The sequence below is a fragment of the Streptococcus oralis genome (genome assembly GCF_002386345.1).
GTDB lineage: Bacteria > Bacillota > Bacilli > Lactobacillales > Streptococcaceae > Streptococcus > Streptococcus oralis_S.
On record NZ_CP023507.1, the window covers coordinates 424,591 to 443,745 of the forward strand.

Below are 19,155 nucleotides of genomic sequence, written 5' to 3' on the forward strand. Positions count from 1 at the left end.
AAAGTTTTAAGTTGATTTTTTGAGATTTTTTTTAAAAGAGAGGTCGTTTTTTGATACTTTTCAAAAGCTTGTGTTGCTTCTAAAAATTGCGACAAATAATTTGAATAATCAAGTGAAATCAGATAGAATAGAAAGGATTGAATAACATATTGAAGAGGAAATTTTGAGAATGAAACATCAGTTTTATGGAGAAAAACGACAGCGCTTTTCTTTCAGGAAGTTGTCAGTTGGGCTCGTTTCGGCGACGATTGGAAGCTTCTTTTTGAGTGGGCAAATAACTGGGGACTTGACTTCTGTAAAGGCAGCAGAAATTCAAAGTCAGCAGTCTGCTCAGGTCAAATACCACTACGTAGTGGAGTCTGAATTGACGGAGGCAGAGAAGAGTGCCTTGATCAGGGAGATTCCAAAGTATGTTGAGGACGCTTCAGAGACCTATTATTTAGTTTATCGTCCGACTACTCAAGGGGATTCATCTGGAGTATTGCCTAAGACAGGTCACTCCGGCCTTTGGGAATCCACTTTTACAGCGATGGGTCTTACATTACTAGTGCTTGTAGTTGTTAGAGGCAGAAATGGGAAGAGGTATTTATCTTCGATCTTGTTGGTAACTGGAATGGGATCCATACTGCTATCTCCAACAGTCTTAGCGGTTACGAATATCGAACTCGCTGCATATAATCAAAGTCTTAACTTGGGTCTTGGAGATGCACTTCCAGCGCCATTGAAAATTGACGGTTACGACTATATCGGTTACTTAAAGAATGAAGAACAAAATGATAGTCATTTAGCTCATTCTGCTCTGAAGGAAAATCTGACACTTGACTTAGAGAAAGAGAAGGGAAGTGAACTTAAGCCAAGTGAAACAAATCTTGATATGAAAGAGATTGTTTCAGATAAGGGGGATGCTTTAACTGAGGAAGAAAGAGAAACTATAGCTGCTAAGGAGATAGAGTTCACACGCTCAACTCCTATTTATGACTTACCAGAACTAAAAATTAGCGAGCAGGAGTCAGTTCAAGAACTTCCTTATCAGACAAAATACCAATATACCGATGAATTGGCTCAAGGCCAATCAAAAGTCATACAATCAGGTGTTCGAGGTCAACGTACAGTAGTGACTCGTCATTTTCGTAAGAATCAAGAAATCGTGAAAAGCGAAATGATTTCTGATCAAGTGACGGTTGAACCTGTTTCTGAAATTATTTTAGTTGGAACAGCTCCAGCTAACTCGATACCAAAAGAAACTCCAGTTCACGAAGTTCCAGAATTAGCAGAGTACGGTACAACTCCTGAGACATCTCCAGTTCATGAAGTTCCAGAATTGAAGGAATATGGCACAAATCTTGATACAGCTCCAGTTCATGAAGTTCCAGAACTGACGGAATATGGAACTAGTCCTGAGACGTCTCCGGTTCGTGAGACTCCAGAACTGACGGAATATGGGACAAATCCTGATAAAGCGCCAGTTCACGAAGTTCCAGAATTAGCAGAGTATGGCACCAGTTCTGATACGCCTCCAGTTCAAGAGATTCCAGAACTGACAGAATATGGCACCAGTCCAGAAACAGCGCCTGTTCAAGAGAACTCTGAGTTGGAATTGACTACAAATGATGAGGTTAGAATAGAAAAGATTGATTTTTCTATTGACGAGCAATATACAGATGAGATTCCAGAGGGTAGTCGCCAGATTGCAACACCAGGTGTTGAGGGAGAGCGCACGATCAAGACTCGCGTCTACAGTTCTAACGGTCAAGAGGTTGATCGCCAAGAATTATCCAATGAGGAAACTCTAGCTCCTGTAACGCAAGTGGTCAAAGTTGGCACGGCTAAGCCAACCATGGTGCCAAATGATGCACCGAAAGAAGACGCTCTGCCAGAGTATCCACTAACTTATACCGACGAAACTCGGGTTGAGAAAATTAACTTCACAATTCGTGAAGAAGAAACGGATGAGCTAGTTCAAGATGCTCGTCAAATCGCAACTCCGGGTGTCCAAGGTGAACGTACGATTAAGACCCGTGTCTACAGTTCTAATGGTCAAGTTGTTGACCGCCAAGAATTGTCTAATGAGGAAACCTTGGCTCCGGTAACGCAAATCGTCAAAGTCGGCACAGCTAAACCAACCGTAGTACCAAACGATGCACCGAAAGAAGACGCTCTGCCAGAGTATCCACTAACTTATACCGACGAAACTCGGGTTGAGAAAATTAACTTCACAATTCGTGAAGAAGAAACGGATGAGCTTGTTCGAGATGCTCGTCAGATTGCAACTCCAGGTGTCCAAGGTGAACGTACGATTAAGACCCGTGTCTACAGTTCCAACGGTCAAGTTGTCGACCGCCAAGAGTTGTCTAACGAGGAAACTCTAGCTCCAGTAACGCAAATTGTCAAAGTCGGCACAGCTAAACCAAGCATGGTACCGAACGAAGCGCCAAAAGCAGACGCCCTGCCAGAGTATCCGTTGACATATACTGACGAAACTCGCGTAGAGAAAATCAACTTTAGCATTCGTGAAGAAGAAACCGATGAGCTTGTTCAAGATGCCCGCCAGATTGCAACACCAGGTGTTGAGGGTGAACGTACGATTAAGACCCGTGTCTACAGTTCCAACGGTCAAGTTGTCGACCGCCAAGAATTGTTTAATGAGGAAACCTTGGCTCCTGTAACGCAAATTGTCAAAGTAGGAACTGCTAAACCAAATATGGTACCGAGCGAAGCACCGAAAGCAGACGCTCTGCCAGAATATCCGTTGACTTATACCGATGAAACTCGGGTTGAGAAAATTAACTTTAGCATTCGTGAAGAAGAAACGGATGAATTGGTCCAAGATGCCCGCCAAATCGCGACTCCGGGAGTCCAAGGCGAACGTACTATCAAGACTCGTGTTTACAGTTCCAACGGTCAAGTTGTCGACCGCCAAGAATTGTCTAATGAGGAAACCTTGGCTCCTGTAACGCAAATTGTCAAGGTCGGCATAGCTAAGCCAACTATGGTACCGAACGATGCACCGAAAGCAGACGCTCTGCCAGAGTATCCACTGACTTATACAGATGAAACGCGCGTAGAGAAAATCAACTTTAGCATTCGTGAAGAAGAAACCGATGAGCTTGTTCGAGATGCTCGTCAAATCACAACTCCGGGTGTTCAAGGTGAGCGGACCATCAAGACTCGTGTTTACAGCTCTAACGGTCAAGAGGTTGACCGTCAAGAACTTTCGAATGAAGAAACCTTGGCTCCCGTAACACAGATTGTCAAAGTCGGAACTGCTAAACCAAGCATGGTACCAAGCGAAGCGCCAAAAGCAGACGCTCTGCCAGAATATCCACTGACTTACACGGATGAAACTCGTGTAGAAAAAATCAATTTCACCATTCGTGAAGAAGAAACGGATGAGCTTGTTCGTGATGCTCGTCAAATTGCAACTCCGGGTGTCCAAGGCGAACGTACCATTAAGACCCGAGTCTACAGTTCTAACGGTCAAGAGGTTGACCGCCAAGAGTTGTCTAATGAGGAAACCCTAGTTCCTGTAACGCAAATAGTCAAAGTTGGAACGGCTAAACCAACCATGGTGCCAAATGATGCGCCGAAAGCAGATGCTTTAGAGGAGTTCGATTTAATTTCACTGCATAATCTCTTGGCAGAAGCGGATCAGATTAAAGCTCAGGCCCGTTATTTCAACGATAGTCAGAGTCATCAAGCTAACTATGATGCTGCTTTGACGGCTGGTCAAGCGATTCTGAGCCAATCCCAAGCCAGCCAAGCAGAAGTCAACCAACTGGTGGAACAAATCAATCAAGCCAAGGCTCAATTAAGTGGTCTTGAAGTTGTTAAAACAGCTCTTCAGACTGAGTACGATTTAAATCCAACGGTTAAAACTTCGGTTAAATATAAGAATGCGGATTCAGAAAAGCAGACAGCTTATACTGACGAATTGACCAAGGCAGACAAAGTTTTGAACAATCAAACTGCTACACAAGTACAGGTCAACCAAGTTCTTGCTAGCCTGACAGCAGCCAAAGAAGCTCTAAATGGAGTGCCTAAAGTCAAGCCGACCGTTTCCATTCTAAGTCTGACTGAGAATGCTGATGATAAGTCGGTGACGGTCCAATATAGATTGGAAGACCAGACCCAGTCCTTCCGTTCAGCGACTGCAGAATTGTATCAGGGAGACCAGCTGATTCGCACTCTTCCAATTACCAACTTCGCTGGCAGCTTGAAAATTGGCGACCTAGACTACTACACAGGCTACACTCTAAAAACCAAGTTGACTTATGAACTGGATAATGGCAGCTTTACTGAGTTTGAAACAGACAGTCGTAACTTTGAGCTAGAATACAAGAAGATTGCCTTCCGTGATATTGATTCCGTTGAGTTTTATCATAAAGAAAACGACCAATACAAGCGCTTTGTATCGATGAACTCTATTCCTACGGATCTGTCTACCTACTTCGTCAAGATCAAATCAAGCGAATCCAAGGAAATTCTCCTACCTGTTCACAGCATTTCTGAAGTAGAGAAAGATGGCAAGGCAGTTTATAAGGTTAATGTAACCCTTCCTGAACTCGTCCAAGAAAGTGAAGCGGGCTACAAGTCTGGGCACGACTTCTATATCAGTAAGGCAGTCCCAAGTCAGCAAAATGTCTACACTAGCTTTGCAGGATTGGTAGAAGCTATGAAGCGAAATATGGCAGGAAATTATGTTCTGGGAGCTGATTTGGATGCGAGTGAGGTCAACCTAGCTCCTGCGGATTATGTCTACCTCAAAGGAAACTTCACCGGCAGTCTGACGGGTAGTCAAAATGGTAAGCAATATGCGATTTACAATCTAGCCAAGCCTTTATTTGAAAACCTCAAGAGTGGCTCTACCATTTCAAATATCGACTTTAAAGATGTGAATATCGTGGGTACCTATGACTCAGCTGCGCTGGCACGCAATGCGGAGAATGCGCGAATCACAGATGTTTCTGTTCAGGGGAGAGTATCGGTAGTAGGCAACGCCTCTAACGTAGCGGGTCTAGTAGTTAATGGAACCAATACGAAGATTACAAATAGTTCCTTTACGGGAACTATCCTATCTAACAGTCAACACATCAAAGCTTATAATGTAGGTGGTTTGGTTGCAAGCCTTAAAGGAGGAGAATCTCTTCTTAGCCAAAGTAAAGCAGATGTAACGATTATTAGTGGAGCTCGATCAAATGAACAACGTATCGGTGGTTTGGTTGGACGTCTAGAAAACAATGCTCGAATCACCAAATCTTATGTGACAGGAAAAGTATATAATTCAACCACTAACGGTCAAATCGGTGGAGTGGTCGGCTCGAACTACTTTAATGGTTTAGTTGATAATGTGATCAGCAATGTTAGCGGTACAAACGTTTACAGTATTTCTGGAGATCAGGGCTACAAAAACGACCGCATTACGCAAGCCTATAAAGTTGCCAAGAGTGAAACCTTGAAAAACGATCAGTTTGTTACTTCTACCATTACTCAAGAAGAAATGGAAGAAAAACTGACTGCTATGAACATCACGACTAGCCTAGATGACACGAATCTAAATATGCGTTTTGTCGACTATGGTGAAGTAAACAATGCTCAATTCGACCGTGGATATTCTTATGCAAATATGGAGAAACTGCTTCCTTTCTACAATAAAGAAACCATTGTTTCGTTTGCGAACAAGATTCCGAAAGAGCATAAGTTGAATAAGGAGTACCTACTGGATGTTGTTCCGATGAAGGGTGACCAGATTATCACTGATATCCATAGCAATAAAACAGCAATCAATCGTTTGATGCTTCACTACATGGACAATACCATTGACTATCTAGAAATATCTTATCAGGGAGATTTCGTCAACCAAGGTATTGCTGAGTATAGAATGAAGGGATTAGACCTTCTTTATACTCCAGAAGCCTTCGTATCAGATTATACTAGCATTCTAAATCAAGTGTTGCCAGAGCTGAACAAGGTCGTTCTTGATTCGCCAGCTATGCGCACAGTTCTCGGGGTAGCAGCAGACACTTCTTTAGATGAACTATACTTAGACACTGCATTTACGCAAGTGAAAAGCAAGCTATCAGGTGAGCTTCGCAAAGTGCTAGCTATGGATAAGGCTATCAATACTGAAGGTGAAGTAGTTAAGGATTATCTTGTTAAGAAGATTCTTGCTGATAAAGAAGCTTTCCTATTGGGTCTGACTTACCTTAACCGTTGGTACAATATCAACTATGATACCTTTAATGTTAAGGACTTGTCGGCTTACAAGATGGATTTCTACGGTAAGATTGACGTTTCGGTTCTTGATACAATCATTGCTTTAGGAAAATCAGGACTTGAGAATCTCAAGGCTAAGAACAACTATACAGCGTATGATAATTCGCTCTCTGAAGCAACTGGCAAGCGAGGACTCTTCAATTACCTTGAAGGCTACCGTCAGCTCTTCTTACCATACAAGACCAATAATGAATGGCTCAAGACCAATACAAAAGCCTACATCGTTGAGGCTAAGTCCGATGTAGCAGAAGCGAGACAGCTTCAGGACGCAGCCGAGGGCAAGAGCAAGTACTCTGTCGGTGTTTATGACAAGATTACAGCAGATAATTGGGAACACAAGGGCATGCTCCTGCCACTCTTGACCATGACGGAGAAAGGTGTCTATGCTATCTCTAATATGTCTACCCTCTCTATGGGAGCTTATGATCGCTACCGCCTGGATGCCAATAACAGAGTGCGCACAGACGCAGAACTAGTTGAATATGTCGAAGACAGAGTGAGAAAAACAGCTGAATACCAGCGCGACCACTATGATTTCTGGTATAAGATTCTCAGTCCAGAAAGCAAGGACAAGCTCTTCCGTTCGGTTCTGGTTTATGATGGATTCTCATTGGTTGACAAGAATGGTCAAAGATATTGGGCTCCAGCTAATGACAAAAAATCACAGGCTATGCAGGAATTCTTTGGACCAGCTGGCAAGTGGTATCCAAGCAAGGGCTATAATGCCTATGCTACGGGTAGTGTAACTCACTTTGATGCTGCTAAATTGTTGGAAGACTATGGTAACTCAGTCTACACGCATGAGATGACCCATAACTCTGACGGTGCAATTTACTTTGAAGGTTATGGCCGTCGTGAGGGCTTGGGTGCGGAACTCTATGCTCGGGGACTCTTGCAATCTTCGCCGAGCGCAGATGAACCAACTATTACGCTCAATACTCTCTTCAAGGTGGACAAGGATTCTAAGACACGTATGCATACCTATAATTTCAAGGAACGTGTTCAAAATGCAGCAGACCTGCAACACTATGTCCATGGTATGTTTGACATGATCTACACCTTGGACTATCTAGAAGGTACTTCTATGCTGAAGCAGAGTGATGCTGCCAAGTTACAGTGGTTCAGGAAGATGGAGAATTACTATATTACAGATAAGTATGGCAAGGAGACCCACGCTGGAAACCAGACGCGAAGCTTTACAGCTGAGGAAATCAAGCAGCTGAAGACCTTTGACTCCCTGATTGAAAATGATGTGATCACTCGTAGGGAGAACAAGGAAAGCGGAAAATATGGTCGAAATGGCTACCTCAGTCTCAGCCTCTTCTCACCAATTTACTCAGCCTTGAGCAATCCAAATGGAGCACCTGGTGACGTTATGTTCCGTCGCACAGCCTATGAATTACTGGCAGCCAAGGGCTATCATGACGGATTTGTCCCTTATGTTTCTGGTCAGTACTCTCAGGAAGCCTTCGATGAAGGGATGAAAACGTGGGACGGATGGTCTGGAAGAGATGTCGGTCTCGTGACCGACCAGAAAGTCTTGGAAAATGTATTTAAAGGTGAATACACCTCTTGGGCAGCCTTCAAGAAGGCCATGTATAAGGAGCGGATTGATCAGCTGACCAAGCTCAAACCAATTACCATTGAGTACGAGCTTAAAAATCCAAACAGTACCAAGAAAGTAACCATTCGCTCTTATGCAGAGATGCAGCAGTTGATGGACGCAGCCGTGGCAGAGGATGTGCGCAACATTACCAATGCTACTAGCCGTGTCGAAGCTAGCTGGGTCAACCTGCTCAAGAAGAAGATTTACAACGCTTATCTTCGTGAGACAGACGACTTTAGACAGTCTATCTTTGAAAGATAGACACGAAAAAAGAAGATCCAAGTGATCTTCTTTTTTTAGGTGAATGGCTTGCTTAGTACAAAAACGAATGAATTTACAAATAAATTGATACATGACCTATTTTTTACTCTAAATGTCTGTATAGAAATTGGAAATCATTCACCATCTAGTATACTCGTTTTGAAATTTATTTTGTTTTTCATGAAAATATGGTAAAATGATAGTTGTAAAAATTTTTTAAGGAGATTCGGATGAAAACAAAAACACTTGCTCGCGTAAATGCGATTTTTGGTCTTATTTCAGGTATCGTCTTGCTGTTGGCACCTCTTGTTATGTTTATGATAGCTGTCGGGGCTGCTGCGGCGACGGAGGACTCGGATGCAACAGTTGGTATATTGACGATTTTTTCAATCATTTTGGCATTGGTAAAAATTGCTGTCTTGGTTTTAGGAATTGTGTCTATTGTCTATTACAAGGACGATGAACGTGTGACCCCTGCACCGTCTGTTTTGTTTATCGTAGGTGGTTCTGTTGGATTGATCCCATTCTTGGGATGGGTAGGAGGAATTCTGACAATCATTGGTGGATCCCTCTATTTTGGACTTTTGAAAAAATTCGAGATTCAAGAATAATAACTTTTTGTTAGGAATATTTTCAAATAAGAGAAGGCGCTTAGCCTTCTTTTTTTGTTACCAAGCAGGGGTAGATTTGACAGGATAAATAAGCTTTAATAATCGTAAAATCTAAAGCATTTATTTGAGACAAGGAACTCTTTTTATAGTATAATGGTTGATGTAAAATACCTATATCAAAATATAATACTAGTTATTTTCTTGATAGAGGTTGAAAAGTTGAGAGGATATAGAATGAAAAAGTTTTTTGGAGAGAAGCAGCATCGTTTCTCCTTACGAAAATTAGCAATTGGACTTGTGTCAGCTTCGATTTCAAGCCTATTTTTTGTGTCCATTGCGAGCAGTGGTACTGTATTTGCCCAAGAAAATGTAGCTGTTCACTACAAGTATGTGACGGATACGGAGCTAAGTAGTCAAGAGAAAGACTTGATTGTAAAGGACATTCCGAAGATTGCTGAAGATAGTGAGAGCACTTATTATCTAGTCTACCGTATGGATGAGAAAGTCCAGCTAGGTCAGTTGCCCAATACAGGTGGGCAGAATAGCCTTACTAGTGTTTTAACTGGTGGAGCTCTAGCTTCAATTGGCCTTCTTATTTTTGTTGTATCCAAAAAGAAAGGCAAGAAGAAAGCCCTCTTGAATGTGATTTTGGTAACAGGGATGGGCAGCGGTTTGGTTTCTTCAGTTCAGGCTATCGAAAATCAACTTTTGCTCCAGTACAATCAAGAATACCAATTATCCCAAGGAGATAGTCTGCCTTTGCCACGTGCCTTATCAGGTTATACTTATCTAGGCTATATTAAGCAAGACAAAGAGATTAATCAGCAAGAAACTGCTGCTAGGGATCAGAAACTAGACTACACGGTTCAACCTCATTTCCAAACCAACGAAGGTGGACAAAAGGCAGGAGATGAGCAGAAAGCTCCATCTCCTACACTCCCTGCTGAAAAACCAATCCCTTCTCAAGATTCATCCAATCAACATCCGTCTGGTCTTGCTAGTGTGGATCCTCAGGATGAAGTCTTGGCTGGTCGCGTGAACAAACCAGAGCTCCTATACAAAGACCAAGAGATTGAAATCAAACTAGACTTTTCAGAAGTGGTTCAAGAAAATCCAGATCTAACAGAGGGAACCATCCATGTCAAACAAGAAGGTCGTGCTGGGAAGAAGATTGAACTTGTTCGCATTTTCACTGTTGAAAACCAAGAAATTTCTCGGGAAGTTCTCTCAACCAAAGTAGAAGAAGCCTTGCCACGTATAGTAGAGAAAGGGACTAAGAAGGCAGTAGCCGCGAGTGAAGCACCTCAGTCTACAAGAAAAGGAGAGCCTGAGACTCAGGCTCCATTACCAGAATATACAGGCGAGCAAGCGGGAGCGGTTGTAGACCCAGAGATAGCTGAAAAACCAGAATATACAGGCACCCAAGCAGGAGCAGTCGTTGAACCCGAGCAAGTCGCTCCACTACCTGAGTATCAGGGAACTCAAGCTGGTGCCATCGTTGAGCCGGAAAAAGTTGAGCCAGAGGTTGGGGGTGTCCAGTCAGGAGCTTTGGTGGAACCAGAAATAGCTGAGAAACCAGCCTATACAGGCGAGCAGTCTGGAGCAATCGTAGAACCTGAAGAGGTGCCACCAACACCAGAGTATAGGGGAACTCAAGCGGGAGCGATTGTAGCCCCAGAGACCAGCGAAAAACCAGAATATACAGATACGCAAGCAGGTGCGATTGTGGAACCTGAGACTCAATCTTCCTTACCAGAATATAAAGGTGAGCAGTCTGGTGCAATAGTAGCCCCAGAGACAACTGAAACACCAGAATATACAGGAACTCAAGCAGGTGCGATTGTGGAACCTGAGACTCAATCTTCCTTACCAGAATATAAAGGTGAGCAGTCTGGTGCAATAGTAGCCCCAGAGACAACTGAAACACCAGAATATACAGGAACTCAAGCAGGAGCCATCGTTGAACCGGAACAAGTCGCTCCTCTTCCAGAATATACTGGCAATACCGAGCAAGTAAAACCGGAAGCTCCGACAGAAAAACCAAAAGAAAAAGACCCAGAGAAGACGCTTGAGCTAAGAAATGTTTCGGATCTGGAGTTGTATAGTCAGACCAATGGTACTTACAAACAACACGTTTCTTTAGACGGTGTTCCAAGTAATCCAGACACTTACTTTGTCAAGGTTAAATCTTCGTTGTTTAAAGATGTCTATCTACCAGTCGCTTCAATAACGGCTGAAACGAAAGATGGTCAGCCAGTTTATAAAATCACAGCCAAGGCTGAGAAACTCCAGCAAGAGCTAGAGAATAAATATGTCGACGATTTCACCTTCTACCTAGCTAAGAAGGCTAGAGAGGAAACGACAACCTTTACTTCCTTTAGCAACCTAGTCAAAGCTATCAACCAGAATCTCTCTGGAACCTATCATTTAGCAGCTAGTTTGAATGCCAACGAAGTGGAGTTAGATCCTGAAGCTAAATCCTACATCAAGGGCGCCTTTACTGGTCAGTTGATCGGTGAAAAAGATGGCAAGCAGTATGCTATTTACAACTTGAAAAAACCACTGTTCGAAACCTTGAGTAGCGCTACGGTAGAAAAATTGAGTCTGAAAAATGTCTCCATTTCAGGGAAAGATGCTATCGGTTCACTGGCCTATGAAGCCCAGAATGGCACAAAGATTAAACAAGTTCACGTTGATGGTGTTCTCGCCGGTGAACGTGGTATCGGTGGTTTGCTGGCAAAGGCTGAGCAATCAAGTATCACAGAGAGCAGTTTCAAGGGAAGAATTATCAACACTTATGAAACGACTGCTGCCTACAATATCGGTGGTCTGGTCGGTCATTTGACAGGTGACAAGGCTTTACTTACTAAGTCAAAAGCGACAGTGGCCATTTCATCCAACACAAATAGTTCAGATCAGACTGTGGGTGGTCTTGCAGGTCTAGTAGATCAGGATGCACAGATCCAAGATAGCTATGCTGAAGGCGATATTAACAATGCCAAGCACTTTGGTAGAGTCGCGGGAGTAGCAGGCTATTTGTGGGATCGAACTTCTAATCTAGAAAAGCATGCTGGAAGATTGACCAATGTTCTCAGTGATGTCAATGTAACCAACGGAAATGCCATTACCGGTTACCACTACAATGGAATGAAGGTGAAGGACACATTCAGCAGCAAGGCCAACAGAGTCTACAATGTCACCTTGGTCAAGGATGAGGTCGTCAGCAAGGAATCCTTTGAAGAAAGAGGAACAATGCTAGATGCTTCCCAGATTGAAAGCAAAAAAGCAGCAATCAATCCTCTAACTCTACCAATAGTGGAACCCCTCTCAACAAGTGGCAAAAAAGACAGTGATTTTTCTAAGGTGGCTCATTATCAAGCTAAGCGCGCCTTGGCTTATAAGAACATTGAAAAATTGCTACCTTTCTACAACAAGGCAACCATCGTCAAATACGGAAATCTGGTCAATGAGAACAGTCTCTTATATCAAAAAGAACTCTTGTCAGCAGTTATGATGAAGGATAACCAAGTCATCACAGATATTGTTTCTAACAAAGAGACTGCAAACAAACTCTTGCTTCACTACAAGGACCATTCATCTGAAAAGCTCGATCTCAAGTACCAGGCTGATTTTGCCAAATTAGCAGAATATAGTCTAGGAAATACTGGACTTCTCTATACGCCAAACCAATTCCTGTATGACCAAACCTCCATCATCAAGCAAGTCTTACCAGACTTACAAAAGGTTGCCTATCATTCAGAAGCCATCAGAAAGACGCTCGGTATTTCTCCAAACGTCAAGCAAACTGAGCTTTATCTAGAAGACCAGTTCGCCAAAACAAAACAACATCTGGAAGACAGTTTGAAAAAACTCTTGTCAGCTGATGCTGGACTTGCCGGTGACAATCCAGTCATCAAGGGCTATCTTGTAGATAAAATCAAGCACAACAAGGAAGCCTTGCTACTTGGCTTGACCTATCTGGAGCGTTGGTACAACTTCAGCTATGGTCAAGTGAATGTCAAAGACCTAGTTCTGTACCATCTGGACTTCTTTGGTAAGGGAAATGCTTCACCACTAGATACTCTGATTGAGTTGGGTAAATCTGGCTTTAACAATCTTCTAGCTAAGAATAATGTCGATACTTATGGTATCAGTCTTGCCAGTCATCATGGGACGACAGATTTATTTAGCACGTTAGAACATTACCGAAAGGTCTTTTTACCAGAGAAAAGCAACAATGACTGGTTTAAATCAGAGACTAAGGCTTACATCGTCGAAGAAAAATCTAATATTGAAGAAGTCAAAACTAAGCAAGGACAAGCTGGCACCAAGTATTCTATAGGTGTCTATGACCGCATTACTAGTGCCACATGGAAATACCGCAATATGGTCTTGCCTCTCCTAACCTTGCCAGAGAAATCAGTATTTGTCATCTCGACCATGTCCAGCCTTGGATTTGGAGCCTATGATCGCTACCGCAATAGCGAGCATAAAGCGGGCAAGGCTCTCAATGATTTTGTAGAAGAAAATGCGCGTGAAACAGCCAAACGTCAGCGTGATCACTACGATTATTGGTATCGTATTTTAGATAATGAGAGACGTGAAAAACTCTATCGTACCATCTTGCTTTATGATGCTTATAAGTTTGGGGATGACACAACCTCAGGAAAAGCTACAGTGGAGGCTAAGTTTGATAGCTCCAATCCAGCCATGAAGAATTTCTTTGGACCAGTTGGCAATAAGGTAGTACACAACCAGCATGGAGCCTACGCAACAGGGGATGGTGTCTACTATATGTCTTACCGTATGCTAGACAAGGATGGAGCCATTACTTATACCCATGAAATGACCCATGATTCGGATCAGGATATTTATCTTGGCGGCTATGGTCGAAGAAGTGGCTTGGGCCCAGAGTTCTTTGCAAAAGGCTTATTGCAAGCCCCTGACCAACCAAGTGACGCAACCATTACCATTAATTCTATCTTGAGACACTCAAAATCAGATAGTACAGAGGGCTCCCGTCTGCAAATCTTGGATCCGACAGAAAGATTCCAAAACGCAACAGATCTTCAGAACTATGTCCACAACATGTTTGATCTTATCTACATGCTGGAATACCTCGAAGGGCAATCAATCGTTAACAAGCTAAATGTTTACCAGAAAATGGCGGTTCTCAGAAAAATTGAGAACAAGTATGTGAAAGATCCAGTAGATGGCAATGAGGTATACGCTACTAACGTAGTCAAAGAATTGACAGAAGAAGAGGCCCAAAAACTAACTAACTTTGATAGTTTGATTGACCACAACATCTTGTCAGCTCGTGAGTACCAGTCTGGTGACTATGAACGAAATGGCTACTATACGATTAAACTCTTTGCCCCAATCTATTCAGCTCTCAGCAGTGAGAAAGGCACGCCAGGGGACCTTATGGGGCGTAGGATTGCTTACGAACTTTTGGCTGCCAAAGGCTTCAAGGATGGAATGGTACCTTATATCTCTAACCAATACGAAGAAGCTGCCAAACAAAAAGGTAAAACTATCAATCTCTATGGTAAAGAACGCGGATTGGTGACAGATGAACTTGTATTGGACAAGGTGTTTGAAGGCAAGTATGCATCTTGGGCTGCCTTTAAGAAAGCCATGTACAAAGAACGTGTGGATCAGTTTAAAAACTTGAAACAAGTGACCTTTAAAGATCCGACAAAACCATGGCCAAGCTATGCGACCAAGACCATCAATAGTGTGACTGAATTGCAAGCCCTCATGGATCAAGCTGTTCTCAAGGATGCTGTAAGTCCTCGTTGGAGCAACTATAATCCAGAGTATGACAGTGCCGTTCATAAGTTGAAGAGAGCAATCTTTAAGGCCTATCTTGACCAAACAAACGACTTCAGAACCTCTATTTTTAAGAAATAAGGGTTGGAAAATGAAAAGGGAGGATCGACAGATCTTCTCTTTTTATGTTCGGCTGTCTGAAAGCTGGTAGGGGATTTGTTTGTGACGGAGAAGGTCTTTTGTTTCTGGGGGAAATATGGTAGAATGATAGCTACGAGAGAAGGAGGTTTTTATGGAGAGAGATAGATTGGTTCGACTCAATTGGAGACTGGGCATGGTGGCAGGAGTGACCTTACTTTTGGGACCTGTTCTACGATTTTTGCTATCCTATACTGGGGCCATCATCTATAAAGATCCTTCAAAAATGCTGGTCGTCACGGTTACCTTTTCCCTGCTCCTGACATTTTTTAAGATTTTGATGATTGCATTAGGAACCTTTATGCTAATCTATTTCGAAGAAGACCAACAACTTCGAATGCTGCCATCTATTTTATTTATCATTGGTGGCGTGCTGGGATTTCTTTCAGCGACCGAGTGGATAGGAGGATTTCTAATCATTAAAGGCGCTGTTTCTTTTTCTAAATTTTTGAAAGAAGTCTGTGGCCTTGTCTGATAGTCTAGTGAAACAATCCGTTTGAGGGTTGTTTTTTTATTTAAAGAATTACCTGGCGAAAGAATATGTTAGTAAAATGCTTTTTTTATAAGAAAACATGATGTAATACAACTTGAAAAAATAAAAGGAGAATATTATGAAACAATCTTTCATTACATCTTGTCAGTGTGGTAGTATTTGAAAAGCTAATCTTGAAAATTGCAAAGAAACAATTGAAGGTCTAATTCATAATCGTTACAATGATACTAATATAACTAAGAATACTGATCGTTTAATTGATGCTTTAAATAACAAATAATTGCAATCGTTTCTTGATTGAATATCGCGAATTAATAATAACTAGATGAGAGGACACTGTTCTCTCTTTTTAGTTGATTTTAACTAGCTTTTTTGTGAAAAATTGTGTAAAATAGAATAGATAAACGAGGGAAACCTCGAAAAATAAAAGGAGAATCCATCTAATGGTAAAATTGGTTTTTGCTCGCCACGGTGAGTCTGAATGGAACAAAGCTAACCTTTTCACTGGTTGGGCTGATGTTGATTTGTCTGAAAAAGGTACACAACAAGCGATTGACGCTGGTAAATTGATCAAAGAAGCTGGTATCGAATTTGACCAAGCTTACACTTCAGTATTGAAACGTGCGATCAAAACAACAAACTTGGCTCTTGAAGCTTCTGACCAATTGTGGGTTCCAGTTGAAAAATCATGGCGCTTGAACGAACGTCACTACGGTGGTTTGACTGGTAAAAACAAAGCTGAAGCTGCGGAACAATTTGGTGATGAGCAAGTTCACATCTGGCGTCGTTCATACGATGTATTGCCTCCAAACATGGACCGTGATGATGAGCATTCAGCTCACACTGACCGTCGTTACGCTTCACTTGACGACTCAGTTATCCCAGATGCTGAAAACTTGAAAGTGACTTTGGAACGTGCCCTTCCATTCTGGGAAGACAAAATCGCTCCAGCACTTAAAGATGGTAAAAATGTATTCGTAGGAGCTCACGGTAACTCAATCCGTGCCCTTGTAAAACACATCAAACGCTTGTCAGATGACGAAATCATGGACGTGGAAATCCCTAACTTCCCACCATTGGTATTCGAATTTGACGAAAAATTGAACGTAGTTTCTGAATACTACCTTGGAAAATAATTTATAAACAGAAAGCCTAGGATTCCTAGGCTTTTTTGTTTTTGCTTCTAGTTTCCAACTAGTTGAAAAAGCCTTATAATGATAGTAAAGAGTGACTTGTTTGTGAGAAAAGTAGATATGCTCGAAGCCCTGAAATCAGTAGAGTAATTCACGGTTTTAAATAGTAAATCAGTTGACAAAGTCCCTGCTTCTTGGTAGAATAAGAACTGTCGTAAAGACAAATAACTTCTTCTTGGTTGCAGGCATGCCAACCTGTCACTCGGATGAAGCCAAATAAAAAGGAGAAACATCATGGCAATCTCAAAAGAGAAAAAAAATGAAATCATCGCACAATATGCACGTCACGAAGGTGATACAGGTTCAGTAGAGGTTCAAGTTGCTGTCCTTACTTGGGAAATCAACCACCTTAACGAACACATCAAACAACACAAAAAAGACCACGCTACTTACCGTGGATTGATGAAGAAAATCGGTCGCCGTCGTAACTTGCTTGCATACTTGCGTAAAAACGACGTTAACCGTTACCGTGAGTTGATCAACTCTCTAGGACTTCGTCGTTAATTCAAGATACAAAGGCCGTCAAAAGCACAAAGCAAAAATAGGAAAATTGACGAAGAAACTTCAGTTTCTAGGAGATTTTATCTTTTTTGCCAAGTGCTTAGGCCGTGTTCAATTGAATATATCTTGATAATGAAGCTACTCTAAATTGGGTAGCTTTTTTACTTTTGTCACCCTACCTCAATATACTCAAGTATTATCTTCGGTTACGGTCATTAGCACTGTAAGCTAAAATAAACCAGATTTTCTCCCTTCGGGGAGATTTTTTGTTTCACTAGGATTATAGCCCGAGCTCAAATCAGCTCTCTGACTTCAGAGGGCTTTTTCTATATATGTCTCTATCCTTGTTCATCTAATAGAAATATGGTATACTTTTCATGAGAATTTTCTAAATTTTTAAGATGCTATCAAAGGAGGTTTTCATGCTTTCCAAACTTTCTGGAAGCCGACAAGATTTGCAATTTGTGTTGTTTTTAGGTATTTTGCTAAGTGTTTTAGGAATTTCGCTCTTTCTGGCAGTTTCTATGGGATCAGTTGCGATTGATCTAGGCGATACCTATCGAATTATTTTGAGCAGATTGGGGATTCCTCTTGAGATAGGAGAGGTTTCCAAGTCCACTCTTGCCATTGTATGGAACATGAGATTCCCCCGAGTATTGTTAGGTCTGATAGTAGGAGCTGGTCTTTCTATGTGTGGTAGCGTGATGCAGTCCACAGTGAACAACCCCATCGCAGAGCCTTATGTCTTAGGAATCTCTGCTGGTGCAACTCTAGGGGCAACCTTGAGCATCATTCTTGGTTTAAAATTGGTGATTAGCCTTGGAGCTTTTTTAGGAGCTGTTTTGGCAACAATCGCTGTCCTCATTATTGCCTCTATGCAGGGCAGGATGACGACTTCTAGTCTGATCTTATCAGGAACGGTGGTCAACGCTCTCTTTCTGGCTTTTTCAAACTTTATTATCTCAGTCGGCGCTAATGCGGACAGTGTGATGACCATTAAATTTTGGACCATGGGCTCGCTTGCCGGGACCACTTGGTCTGACTTAGTCCTGCCAACTATAGTAGTGGGAGTAGCGTTTCTATTTTTCTCTACTCAGTATCGTGTTTTCAATGCAATGATGATGGGAGATGAGGCTGCTTTAACTTTGGGGATTCCCTTACGCTTTTATTGGTATCTTTATGTGACAATGGTGGCTGTGTTAACAGCAGTCTTAGTGGCAACCTGTGGGATTATTGGATTTGTCGGTCTCATTACTCCTCACTTAGCTCGAGGGTTAGTAGGAACGAATTACAAGAGGCTTTTTCCCATTGCAACCTTGCTGGGTGCCCTCTTTGTCATCTGGGCAGATGTACTCTCTCGTGTCATTATTCCAAATGCTGAGCTGCCGATTGGTATTTTCACAGCCTTAGTAGGTGCTCCCTTCTTTATCTACATTGTTGGAGGTAGGCGAAGGGAGGTGAGGGCCTGATATGGACTTGATTTGTCAGGATGTCCACTTTGAACTAGGAGAGAAAAAAATCCTCAAAGGAGTTTCTCTTAAGGTTGAGGGGCATCAATTTCACACGATACTAGGACCAAATGGAAGTGGAAAAACCAGTCTGCTTAAACTCCTTTATCGTCAGGAAAAGGCGGACAAAGGCTTGATAAGCCTAGATGGAAAGCCGCTGGAGCATTGGTCACTCAAAGAAACAGCCAAGCAAATGGCAGTTGTAACTCAGTTTAATCAATTGCAGTTTGATTGTACAGTTGAGGAAATCGTCTTGCTGGGAAGAACTCCCCACCTCTCTTTTTTACAGAAGGAAAAGGAAAGAGATTATGCCCTCGTTCAAGATGCTCTCGTCAAGGTGGATATGCTCGAGAAGAAAACTCGTCTCTATTCGTCTCTGTCAGGGGGGGAGAAACAACGAGTCTTATTAGCCCGCGCCTTGGCGCAAGAACCGACTCTCTTGCTCCTGGACGAACCAACCAATCACCTGGATATCAAGTACCAGTTAGACTTGTTGGCCATTGTGAAGAATCTCAAGGTCAATGTTTTAGCTGTCCTACATGATATTCAACTTGCTTGTCGCTATTCGGATTATCTCTATCTGATGAAAGAGGGAGAAATCCTTTACCAAGGGACTCCAAAGGAGACCATCACCCCTGAGTCATTGCAAATTGTATACGGAGTTCAAAGTCAGGTTACTTGGACCGAGGATCAGCAAGCTATGATTCACTATTTATAAGAATGAAAAGGAAAACAA

General features: G+C 42.3%; 8 protein-coding genes. All 8 read left to right on the forward strand.

Annotated elements, in window-relative coordinates; genetic code table 11:
* The first annotated feature begins 169 nt into the window (after positions 1 to 169).
* The 8 genes from CO686_RS02260 (at position 170) to CO686_RS02295 (ending at position 19,137) form a co-directional block, all read left to right on the forward strand.
* A complete protein-coding gene (locus CO686_RS02260) occupies positions 170 to 8,140 on the forward strand; it encodes a ZmpA/ZmpB/ZmpC family metallo-endopeptidase (protein WP_096753449.1) in 7,971 nt (2,656 codons plus the stop codon).
* A 230-nt stretch (positions 8,141 to 8,370) separates the two neighbouring features.
* The gene (locus CO686_RS02265) at positions 8,371 to 8,751 is read left to right on the forward strand and encodes a hypothetical protein (RefSeq protein WP_049501554.1); all 381 of its coding nucleotides are present in this window, start codon (positions 8,371 to 8,373) and stop codon (positions 8,749 to 8,751) included.
* Between the two features lie 234 nt (positions 8,752 to 8,985).
* Positions 8,986 to 14,667, forward strand: a complete 5,682-nt coding sequence (locus tag CO686_RS02270) for a ZmpA/ZmpB/ZmpC family metallo-endopeptidase (RefSeq protein WP_096753450.1) — start codon at positions 8,986 to 8,988, stop codon at positions 14,665 to 14,667.
* 151 nt (positions 14,668 to 14,818) lie between these two features.
* Positions 14,819 to 15,199, forward strand: a complete 381-nt coding sequence (locus CO686_RS02275) for a hypothetical protein (RefSeq protein WP_049501556.1) — start codon at positions 14,819 to 14,821, stop codon at positions 15,197 to 15,199.
* Positions 15,200 to 15,660: 461 nt separating this feature from the next.
* Positions 15,661 to 16,353: a phosphoglycerate mutase gene (locus tag CO686_RS02280; protein ID WP_000240130.1), complete on the forward strand. Its 693-nt coding sequence runs from the start codon at positions 15,661 to 15,663 to the stop codon at positions 16,351 to 16,353.
* A 291-nt stretch (positions 16,354 to 16,644) separates the two neighbouring features.
* Positions 16,645 to 16,914: a 30S ribosomal protein S15 gene (gene rpsO / locus CO686_RS02285; RefSeq protein WP_001018251.1), complete on the forward strand. Its 270-nt coding sequence runs from the start codon at positions 16,645 to 16,647 to the stop codon at positions 16,912 to 16,914.
* Positions 16,915 to 17,333: 419 nt separating this feature from the next.
* Positions 17,334 to 18,380, forward strand: a complete 1,047-nt coding sequence (locus CO686_RS02290) for a FecCD family ABC transporter permease (RefSeq protein ID WP_096753451.1) — start codon at positions 17,334 to 17,336, stop codon at positions 18,378 to 18,380.
* A 1-nt stretch (position 18,381) separates the two neighbouring features.
* Entirely contained in the window at positions 18,382 to 19,137 is a 756-nt protein-coding gene (locus CO686_RS02295) for an ABC transporter ATP-binding protein (RefSeq protein WP_000364115.1), read from the forward strand.
* The last annotated feature ends 18 nt before the right edge of the window (positions 19,138 to 19,155 follow it).